Below are 2,149 nucleotides of genomic sequence, written 5' to 3'. Positions count from 1 at the left end.
GTTTAACCGCGCGCTCAGCGCGATTGTTGTCGATGTTCAGCCGGCCATCTTCCAGATAACCTATCAGCTTCGGCCATTGATTCAGGCTGTAAGTGATGGCTTTGCTAAGTAAGCTTTCTGTTGGAATGGTGTCTTTGGATTTCTCCAGCCAGTCCCACAGTTGTTGCAGCAATGGTTTGGCGACTTCTTGCCTGTGTTGGTATTTAACCTCTGCAGCCTTGGTTTTTAGTTTGCTCTCCAGCGCATACAGCTTCTGGATATGGTTGATGGCCCAGTCAGCTTTACCGGTTTTGCCTTTACCCTGGGCTTTTTGTGCCTCGACGAACTTGCGTCTGGCATGCGCCCAGCAACCGACTAAGGTCGCTTGTGTTTGCTCATAACCGGCATAGCCATCCACCTGCAGATAACCAGTGTAACCATCAAGATAGGCTTTGGGATGTTTACCGCCACGCCCATCCTGGTAATCAAACAGTACCAGCTTAGCCCCCGTTGATGACTCAATACCGCAGCCGTAAACCCACATGTAACAGGTACTTTTTTCTACATCCAGCACGTTTACGGTCGTTTCATCGGCCCACAGCACCGGCTGCTGCAGTAGCGCGTTTTTCATCAGGGCCAGCAGTGGTTCGAGTTTATCCGCACAGGTAATTAACCAGCGGCTCATGGTTTGGCGACTCAATTCAATACCGGCTTGGGCAAACAGCTTTTCCTGACGGTACAGTGGCATGCCGTAGTGCATTTTGCTGCTGATGATTTGAGCCAGCAGGCTGGGCGTCGCCATGCTTTTGGGAAGGATAGCCGGCGGTACATCGGCTATTTGTATAGCCACTTCCGTGCCCAGGTTTTCACATGCCCGGCAGCTGTATTTTGGCCGGATGTTTTTAATCACCCTAATTTGAGCCGGTACGAACTCAATCTGCTCACTGACTTCCTCGCCCATGCGATGCAGCGCATGGCCACAGCAGGCACAGGTTTTATCGGTAATGTCGTGGACAACGTCTACCCTTGGCAGCTCGGCCGCAATGCGCGGACGGCGCGGTTTAACCGTTTTTTCCGCTTCGGTCTGAGTGGCTTCAGACTCGGTGTGCTCTTCGTCAGCAAGCTGCTCTGCTTCGTTCAGCACCTCGCCATCGCCCTGATAGCTTTCGCTGCTGGGGCTGTATTTTTTGTACTGGGCAAGGTTGTACTGCTCCAGCAATTGCTGCAGCTTATCAGAGAGCTTTTGGTTTACCCGCTCTAATTTGGCGATGCGTTTGTCACGCTCAAGAAGCATTTTCTTGAGCGTTTCAATATCATCCGGCAGTGTTGAAGGTGTCTTTTTCATGGCCGTTATTGTAACGGCCAATTTGGCTAAGTGCTTGGTAAGATTTAGATTGTTTTGGTTGTGATCTAAAGGATTTATAGCCGATCGGCATATCAGCCCACACTTTGGTACTGCAACGGCTGATGCGGAGTCAGTTTTTGGATATCAATACCCTGCAACAACCAGTGCCACTGCTGTTCGCTGATAGAGAGCACCTTACCGGGCATAAGACGCGGCCAGCGGAATTTGTCTTTTTCCAGCCGTTTGTACCACAGGCAAAAACCTGTGCTGTCCCAGTACAGCACTTTTAAACGGGTACGCTGCCGGTTACAGAATACAAACAGTGCACCGCTAAACGGCGATTGCTGCATGTCCTGCTCAACTAACAGTGACAAGCCATTGATGGATTTTCTAAAATCCACCGGCTGTTTATGCAGGTAAATTTTTGGCGGGTCGATAAACATCTTCATGATTAAAGCGCCCGGAGCAGGGCCGCTAACCACAAGGCATCTGTGCCTGGTGGTAAGTGCAGCTCAACATCGCGCTTTTTCAACATGATGCTTTGATTGAGTATCATGCCTTGTGTGGTCAGCTCGACAAAGCCGGTATTGTCTTCCTGTTGCCAGGTGAGAAGTTGCCGCTTACGATAGCTGAAATAGGCTGGGTCAATGCCTTGCTGTTTTGCAAATTCGGTTTGAGTTAGCCCACTGGCTTTATGTTGGTCAAACAGCGCCAGCCACTGCTCGGTTGTTCTGCGGATCATGTTAAACCTCTGCCTGGTTTTAGATTCAGACAGGGTAAGAAGATTTAGCTAAGCTTGGAATGTGTGGTTGGCGTTACGCTTAC

3 protein-coding genes are annotated in these 2,149 nt (G+C 50.2%); all 3 read right to left on the bottom strand.

The features are described from left to right. A partial coding sequence (tnpC, locus tag JAO78_RS16535) for an IS66 family transposase (RefSeq protein ID WP_226752465.1) occupies positions 1-1,324 on the bottom strand: 1,324 nt, incomplete at its 3' end. Positions 1,325-1,416: 92 nt separating this feature from the next. Beyond that, a complete protein-coding gene (gene tnpB, locus JAO78_RS16530; RefSeq protein WP_226752464.1) occupies positions 1,417-1,773 on the bottom strand; it encodes an IS66 family insertion sequence element accessory protein TnpB in 357 nt (118 codons plus the stop codon). 2 nt (positions 1,774-1,775) lie between these two features. Further along, positions 1,776-2,066 (bottom strand): IS66 family insertion sequence element accessory protein TnpA, encoded by a 291-nt coding sequence (gene tnpA, locus JAO78_RS16525; protein WP_226752463.1) that lies wholly within the window; start codon positions 2,064-2,066, stop codon positions 1,776-1,778. Positions 2,067-2,149 lie beyond the last annotated feature (83 nt).

This window comes from Alishewanella maricola (assembly GCF_016343785.1).
GTDB classification, from domain to species: domain Bacteria; phylum Pseudomonadota; class Gammaproteobacteria; order Enterobacterales; family Alteromonadaceae; genus Alishewanella; species Alishewanella maricola.
The sequence above is the reverse complement of the archived record's forward strand: the minus strand, read 5'-3'. Positions and strand labels throughout refer to the sequence as shown.

Coding starts and splice junctions, on each gene's coding strand:
- tnpA (WP_226752463.1), bottom strand. CDS start 2,066: ATGATCCGCAGAACAACCGAGCAGTGGCTGGCGCTGTTTGACCAACAT.
- tnpB (WP_226752464.1), bottom strand. CDS start 1,773: ATGAAGATGTTTATCGACCCGCCAAAAATTTACCTGCATAAACAGCCG.